The sequence below is a fragment of the Mesorhizobium sp. M0019 genome (genome assembly GCF_040323975.1).
In the GTDB taxonomy this organism is placed as follows: Bacteria; Pseudomonadota; Alphaproteobacteria; order Rhizobiales; family Rhizobiaceae; genus Mesorhizobium.
In genome coordinates, this window is record NZ_JAMYVK010000021.1 from 100,495 (window position 1) to 106,648 (window position 6,154).

General features: G+C 60.8%; 9 protein-coding genes. 4 read left to right on the forward strand and 5 right to left on the reverse strand.

Annotated features, from left to right (window positions below):
* Positions 1–133 precede the first annotated feature (133 nt).
* Positions 134–838 (reverse strand): MgtC/SapB family protein, encoded by a 705-nt coding sequence (locus NKK47_RS17140; protein ID WP_352577685.1) that lies wholly within the window; start codon positions 836–838, stop codon positions 134–136.
* 225 nt (positions 839–1,063) lie between these two features.
* Here NKK47_RS17140 and NKK47_RS17145 point away from each other — a divergent pair, with 225 nt between their 5' ends.
* Positions 1,064–1,231, forward strand: coding sequence for a hypothetical protein (locus NKK47_RS17145; protein WP_023677102.1), 168 nt, complete (start codon positions 1,064–1,066; stop codon positions 1,229–1,231).
* A 30-nt stretch (positions 1,232–1,261) separates the two neighbouring features.
* Positions 1,262–2,260 carry an ATP-dependent DNA ligase gene (locus tag NKK47_RS17150; RefSeq protein ID WP_352577686.1) on the forward strand — a complete coding sequence of 333 codons (999 nt, stop codon included), beginning with the start codon at positions 1,262–1,264 and terminating at the stop codon, positions 2,258–2,260.
* Positions 2,261–2,396: 136 nt separating this feature from the next.
* Here NKK47_RS17150 and NKK47_RS17155 read toward each other — a convergent pair whose 3' ends face one another.
* Together NKK47_RS17155 and NKK47_RS17160 are read right to left on the reverse strand one after the other, a co-directional pair.
* Positions 2,397–2,924, reverse strand: a complete 528-nt coding sequence (locus tag NKK47_RS17155) for a YciE/YciF ferroxidase family protein (protein ID WP_023677104.1) — start codon at positions 2,922–2,924, stop codon at positions 2,397–2,399.
* A 169-nt stretch (positions 2,925–3,093) separates the two neighbouring features.
* Positions 3,094–3,768 (reverse strand): Crp/Fnr family transcriptional regulator, encoded by a 675-nt coding sequence (locus tag NKK47_RS17160; protein ID WP_352492201.1) that lies wholly within the window; start codon positions 3,766–3,768, stop codon positions 3,094–3,096.
* Positions 3,769–4,282: 514 nt separating this feature from the next.
* Here NKK47_RS17160 and NKK47_RS17165 point away from each other — a divergent pair.
* Positions 4,283–4,525 (forward strand): hypothetical protein, encoded by a 243-nt coding sequence (locus NKK47_RS17165; RefSeq protein WP_352577687.1) that lies wholly within the window; start codon positions 4,283–4,285, stop codon positions 4,523–4,525.
* A gap of 266 nt (positions 4,526–4,791) precedes the next feature.
* Here NKK47_RS17165 and NKK47_RS17170 read toward each other — a convergent pair whose 3' ends face one another.
* Positions 4,792–4,956: a DUF3309 family protein gene (locus NKK47_RS17170; RefSeq protein ID WP_023677107.1), complete on the reverse strand. Its 165-nt coding sequence runs from the start codon at positions 4,954–4,956 to the stop codon at positions 4,792–4,794.
* Positions 4,957–5,264: 308 nt separating this feature from the next.
* Here NKK47_RS17170 and NKK47_RS17175 point away from each other — a divergent pair, with 308 nt between their 5' ends.
* Complete coding sequence (locus NKK47_RS17175; protein WP_023677109.1) at positions 5,265–5,576, forward strand: hypothetical protein; 312 nt, start codon at positions 5,265–5,267, stop codon at positions 5,574–5,576.
* 75 nt (positions 5,577–5,651) lie between these two features.
* Here the strand turns inward: NKK47_RS17175 and NKK47_RS17180 are convergent, their stop codons facing one another.
* Positions 5,652–5,894: a hypothetical protein gene (locus NKK47_RS17180; RefSeq protein WP_352577688.1), complete on the reverse strand. Its 243-nt coding sequence runs from the start codon at positions 5,892–5,894 to the stop codon at positions 5,652–5,654.
* Positions 5,895–6,154: the final 260 nt, after the last annotated feature.

A 6,154-nucleotide genomic window follows, 5' to 3' on the forward strand; every position in this document is an offset into this window, starting at 1 on the left:
CCTGATTCCAGGCCGCGATCGTTGCGAGCCGCTAGAGCAATTCCAGGAAAAGTGTGAAACGGTTTTCCGTCCGGGATTGCGCAGAAACAAAGAGATAGAGCGTTTCGGCGTTTCCGTGAAACGATGAACCGCTCTAGCGGGCAGGCTCGCTGAGGAGATCAAACTTTTGAATCTCGCAATGCTCGCCCACCGATGCCAGCAGATCCATTGGCGGTGCGCCAGTGTCGGGCCGCCTCCAACTGATCTCGAACGAGAACACAGGGTCCTTGAGATCTGGGCGCCTCTCTATTGCGACGAGGCGTGCCTGGTAGCCAAGCGGCCCGATGAGCGCATCGATCTCCTGTCGAGCCGCGGCCTTCCACGTCAGTGCCAACTGGGCATGGTGTTCGCGCGACATTCGAAGGTCCACCCATTTCAGGACCAGCAAGGTGGCCAGCGTCAGCGCCGTGCCGGCAGCGCCCAAGCCGTATTGGCCACCACCGAAAGCCAATCCGATCGCCGTCATCACCCACAATGTGGCCGCCGTGGTGACGCCGCTGACAAGATTGCCGCGGCGAAGAATGGCGCCACCGCCGATAAAGCCGACGCCGGTCAACACGCCCAGCGGAAAGCGCAAGACGTCCATCGATGCAAACGAATCCGGGTGCTTGCCAACGGTCTCGAGCAGAATACTGGCCTGGATCATTGTGATGGCGGCGGCCAATCCGACCAGCACGGTGGTGCGTAGCCCCGCCGCGTGCCCGCGCGCCTCGCGGTTGAGGCCTATCAACAGGCCGGCGAGCGCGGTCAGAAGCAGTCGTGCCGCGATGTCCTGCCAGACCGGAACAACGAGGAGCATCGCGGTCACCCGTCAGGCCAAGCGCTGCTGGCCAGGAATAGCGCCAGGGTCAAAGCGAACAAGGGCAAGAGCGTCTTCATCGCAAATTCTTTTCGTCGATAAGCAACAAACGATGCGCTTGGATTTTGGTTGCGCCGCCGACGATTCGCCCCGGCGATGGCCGCGGCGGAACAAAACCTTCGGCCTGCGGGTTGGTGGGTTCACGCCAACGAAGGATTTGCAGTCATGGTCCGCTTGCTGCTTGCCGGAGCCGTCGCTTATCTGGCCTATCGCATCACCAAGGAGATCGGTGGGTCCGACGAGGTCGATCCGCGGTCGCCTTCACCCGACCAAACCGGCCGCAAGGTGCCGAGGCGGGAAAGCGGGGCGCAGGGGAATGGCCGACGGCGGTAGCGAATGCCTCAGCGGCGGCGCGGACCAGCCATGACCGCATTTCCGTTGCCGCTCGACCTTCGTCCGATGGAAGCCAAAGCCGCCGACGCAATTCCTGGCGGCGACGGGCTTTGGCAGTACGAACCGAAATGGGACGGGTTTCGCTGCCTCGTGTTCAAGGGCGACGATGCCGTCGATCTGCGTGCAAAATCGGGCAAGCCGCTTGGCCGCTATTTTCCCGAACTGGTCGCGGTGCTGCGCGATTTGAGGTCGCGACAGTTTGTGGTCGACGGCGAGATCATCATCGAGGTCGACGGATCGACTTCATTCGAGGCCCTGCAAATGCGCCTCCATCCCGCCGAAAGCAGGATCCGCGAATTGAGCCTCGAGACGCCCGCCATGCTTGTCCTGTTCGATGTGCTGGCCGAACCCGGCGGCAAGGTCATCATCGAACAACCGCTCAGCGCCAGGAGACGGGCGATCGAGGCCTTTGTCGCGTCGGCGGCACGGCCCGAACTGCGCCTGTCCAAATGCACGCACGATGCCGCTGCCGCCGAGCGCTGGCTGCAGGGCTCCGGCCATGGCTCGACCGACGGTGTCGTTGCAAAACTGATCGCCGGGCCATACCGGCCCGGCGAGCGCGCCATGGTCAAGGTCAAGCGGCTGCGCACTGCGGATTGTGTGGTCGGCGGCTTTCGCTATCTCGCCGGCAGCAACGAAGTCGGATCCCTGCTGCTCGGCCTCTACAACAACGAAGGCAGGCTGGACCATGTCGGGTTCACCTCGACCATCGGCAAGGACGACCGGGCGGCGCTGACCAGGCGGCTGGAAAAACAGCGGGCCAAACCGGGTTTCACCGGCAAGGCGCCGGGCGGGCCAAGCCGCTGGAGCACGGAGCGCAGCGGACAATGGGAGCCGATAAAGCCTGAACTGGTGGTCGAGGTTCGTTTCGACCATGTGACAGGCGACCGGTTCCGGCACGGAACCAAGCTGTTGCGCTGGCGGTCGGACAAAGAGCCCCGGCAATGCACGTTCGATCAGATCGAGTAAGCCCGCAGCGATGCACCGCTTCAAGGCTCTAGCTGCCCGCTCTACCGTTCATGACAGACCAATGCAGAATTCACCGGTTCACCGCGGCCAACCGAGCCTTGGCAACCATTTCCGAGGCTCGGTTGCGGTTTTGAAATCAAGCGGCTTCTTGCATTGCGCGTTCGTTGACACCGCTTTCGCCGAGCTTGGAAAGCGCTTCGTCGGTCGCGACCTCTTCCTTGAGAGTTGCCCTGAGCAGCTCGACAACGTCGCTCTTGCCGAGTTCTTCCGCCCACGCGATCAAAGTGCCGTAGCGAGCGATCTCGTAATGTTCGACGGCCTGCGCCGCGCCGACAAGCCCGGCGTCGAGCGCGGGAGCACCGTTATACTCCTCGAGCACTTCCGAGCCCTCTTCGATAATGCCGTCAATCGCCGGGCAGGTCTTGCCACGGGCCGGCTTGCCGAACTTCTCGAACACCTCCTCCAGGCGGTCGACATGTCCTTCGGTTTCCATGCGGTGTTTCTCGAAGGCGGCGGTCACTTCTTCCGACTCCGCGCCCTTGGCCATTTTAGGCAGCGCTTTCAGTATCTTCTTCTCGGCGTAGTAGAGGTCTTTGAGCCCGTCGAGGAACAGATCCTCAAGGCCCTTGCTTGCCGCCTTCGCGGCCTTTTTCGTGGTCGCCATGATCCTCTCCCGAATGGTTGGTGCCGCCTCGCAAAGTAGAGGCGTCCCATAACCCTCCGACGGGAAACAAGTTCCCTGACGGTCCGGGAGCTTTGAAAATTTTTCCGACCCGCCGTGTAGTGTCGCAAGGGGCCTCGACCTGCGGCAGCAATCGGCCAGGAAAGCGCCGTCAGCGCTCGCCGATATGCTCGACCAGGCGGGTATATTCGGCCTCGGCCAGGCCGTAGCCGCCATCCGCCAGTGCGACGAGACCATCGCGATCGCGAATGATAATTTCGCCGCGCCGGGACCGGATGAGCCCTCGCCCCTCGAGCAGCTGCAGCGCGACCGTGACACCCGGACGCCTTACGCCAAGCATGATCGACAGGAATTCGTGAGTGATCGTCAGCCGGCCGCCGTCCACCCGATCGTCACACATGAGCAGCCAGCGCGCCAGCCGGTCTTCAAGTTTCGATCGCGCGTTCACCAGCGCGGTATAGCCAGTCTGGACATGCAGATATTGCACGTAGCGCAGCAAGAACAGCCGCAGCGTCGGGCTTTGCGTCAGCGCCGCCTTGAACGGCTCGGCGTCGATCCTGGCGGCTTCTCCCGCCAGCTGCACATAGCAATCATGGACCGTACGGTCGTCGCCCATTATCAGGGCCGAGCCGGTCATACCTTCCAAGCCGACAAGGCCAACTTCCGCATCGCTGCCGTTCGGCATTTTCGCAACCACCGAACCGATGCCGTCCTCGAGGAAATAAATGGCCTCGATCGGCGATCCGGACACTTCGAGCGATTGCCGTAACTCCAGCGAACAGCGCTCGATGTGCGGCTCGAGAGATGCGAAATCGTCGGCGCTCATCCGGCGCAACAGCTTGTTTCTGTATAGATTTTTATTGAAAATTGCTGGATCAGACATAGCTGGCCCCAAAACAGGGCAAGAGCTTTTTTATCTCCCAGCCGTCCGCGCCCGGTATAACCTGCGGACGATAACGCTCATATAAGCACTCAAAGGTATGGAGCCTACTAAATAAAAAAATGAATCGATGCACGACAGTTTCTCCTGCCGCTTGCCTACGAAACCATCCGACTGAAAGTTTAGAGTTGGAAACGTACCAAAGACGGTTTGGTACGAAAACGACAATTGAGGTCACCGGACGCGAAAGAGCCCGTCGCGAGGGATGCAACGGGCTCCATTCGGGCGTCGTGGGCTACGCCCAATGATCCAAATGAGGGGTGGGTTGGATCGCAGCAACAATGCAGGTGCAAGGCAGTCGTTCCCAAACTGTCTGTTTGGTAATTTCCGTACATTGAGTTTGGACGAGAGCGGCGCTAATTGAATTGGAGTCGTCCACACAGACATGGCGAGTGGACGCTTGAAAGACGCTTCGCGCTTTCGCCCTTTTTCAAGGGAGGATGGCATGTCGATGCAAGGTGCAGCAACTCCAGCCGAACTGAGCGTGCTGAAAAAAGCGCTCGACGACTGCTGCCGTGAGTTGGGTGTTGCGGACGACAGTCCTGTCCGCGAGCGGTTGGCCGCCCGTATCATGTCGCTGTTCAACGAGGGTGTGCTCAGCGCCGATCTGAAAGAAGCGCTGGCCGCCGATCGCCAACACTAAGCTGCTGCTATGGTGGTGTCCTCGGTGCCGAAAGGTTCGGGACCGGGTCGCCGTTTTTAGCCAAGGATCCTGGTTGGCCAAGGATCTTGGAAATCTCGTCTCTTCACGACAAAACGCCCGGCGCGTGTTGCCAAGCGGCAGGCGTTTTTGTCGTGAGCGAACACTAAGGCGCGTCGCGTTCGACCGGCCTCATGCGATGCGCTTTAGGTTCCTGTTTTATGCATGTCGCTATCACAAAACCGCTGCACACTTTTGCGCGACGTGCATCAAATGCGCCCAAGCAGGACCAGGATAATGACGATAAGCAGCACCAGGCCGAGGCCGCCACCACCGTAATAGCCGGTGCCATAGAACGGTCCGCCGCCCAAGCCGCTGAAGCCGCCAAGCAAGGCAAGGACCAAGATTATGATGAGAATGGTTCCAAGGCCCATGATGTCTGCTCTCCTTGTTTGCGCTGCCGCCATTCGCATCAGCGCGTCGCATTGTACAAAGGTATGAACTCGCAAGAAGCATTCCTGTTCCGGCGGAACGGTAAGGCGTACGCTCATGCGGCGAGCAAAATGCCGGGCTGTGCCGTTAGAAAAGTCCACAGATGCGTGCCCGCGGAGAATGGCATGGCGGCCACCTTGAACACCTGAGAACATGCTGAATTCATAGGAGATTTGTCGGAACCTTCGCTCGCCCGAACGGTTGTTTTCGTAGTCGCAACGCGACGACCCTCGTAAAAAGGAGAAGCATCATGCTCACGAAAATTCTCGCAGCTTCGGCGCTTACGATCGGTCTGGCTACGTCAGCGATGGCGCAGAACGTCGGCGACCCTTCCGGAGCCGCTGCCGACGGTAGCGGGCGGACGATCGTAGTCCCGGATAATGGCGGCCCTGACACCGGCACGGATTCGACCATCACCAATAGCATTCGTGATTTCTCAACGACGAATTCGAATGCCGACCGGAATTGCCCGCCGGGCCCGCAGGGGGCTCTGCCCGATGCGACCGGCAAGGCTCCGGGCACGATGGCGCCGACGGTGAACGACAACCACTGCGGCAAGTAAGCGCCCGGTCATCACAGCCTGACGAGGCCGCGGAGCTCAAGCTCCGCGGCCGGCTGGTTTTGCCGTAAAATCAGCCTAGCGGCCGCGGTGGTCGAAGCTGACCGCGATATCCCGACCGTCCAGCGCCCGAACGATGAAGCCAACCAGCTCCTCGTCGGTTTGCCGGAACCAGGGAAAGCGTTTGCGCAAATCGGCTATGACGACGGTGGTCGAGAGAATGTCACCGACATGATAGTCGGCCATGATGGTATGAACGGCAGCGTCGGTGTCAATACCGATTCCTAGCGGCGACTTGATCTGCCCCACGGAAGCCTCCACCCATCTCTCCCAGCCAACGATAGCAAGACTGCCGCAAAGCGAAAGAGCTTGTACGATTCCGTACGATCTCGTGGCTTGCGTTGCACTTTGCAGGACGCAGCCGGCGTCGTTTGTTTTGCGTTTCCAAACCATTGTCTGGCGTGGGGGGGGGGGGGGGGGGCCCCCCCCCCCCCCCACGGAGAGGGGACCGCGCCCTACGAAGGGCCCCCTCTCCGGCCGCGGAGCCTGTCCTCGGGCTTGCCGAAGGCAAGACCCGTGGG

Bases quoted from the DNA above. Each gene is read 5' to 3' on its own strand.
- NKK47_RS17140 (WP_352577685.1), bottom strand. From the start codon at position 838: ATGCTCCTCGTTGTTCCGGTCTGGCAGGACATCGCGGCACGACTGCTT.
- NKK47_RS17145 (WP_023677102.1), top strand. From the start codon at position 1,064: ATGGTCCGCTTGCTGCTTGCCGGAGCCGTCGCTTATCTGGCCTATCGC.
- NKK47_RS17150 (WP_352577686.1), top strand. From the start codon at position 1,262: ATGACCGCATTTCCGTTGCCGCTCGACCTTCGTCCGATGGAAGCCAAA.
- NKK47_RS17155 (WP_023677104.1), bottom strand. From the start codon at position 2,924: ATGGCGACCACGAAAAAGGCCGCGAAGGCGGCAAGCAAGGGCCTTGAG.
- NKK47_RS17160 (WP_352492201.1), bottom strand. From the start codon at position 3,768: ATGAGCGCCGACGATTTCGCATCTCTCGAGCCGCACATCGAGCGCTGT.
- NKK47_RS17170 (WP_023677107.1), bottom strand. From the start codon at position 4,956: ATGGGCCTTGGAACCATTCTCATCATAATCTTGGTCCTTGCCTTGCTT.
- NKK47_RS17175 (WP_023677109.1), top strand. From the start codon at position 5,265: ATGCTCACGAAAATTCTCGCAGCTTCGGCGCTTACGATCGGTCTGGCT.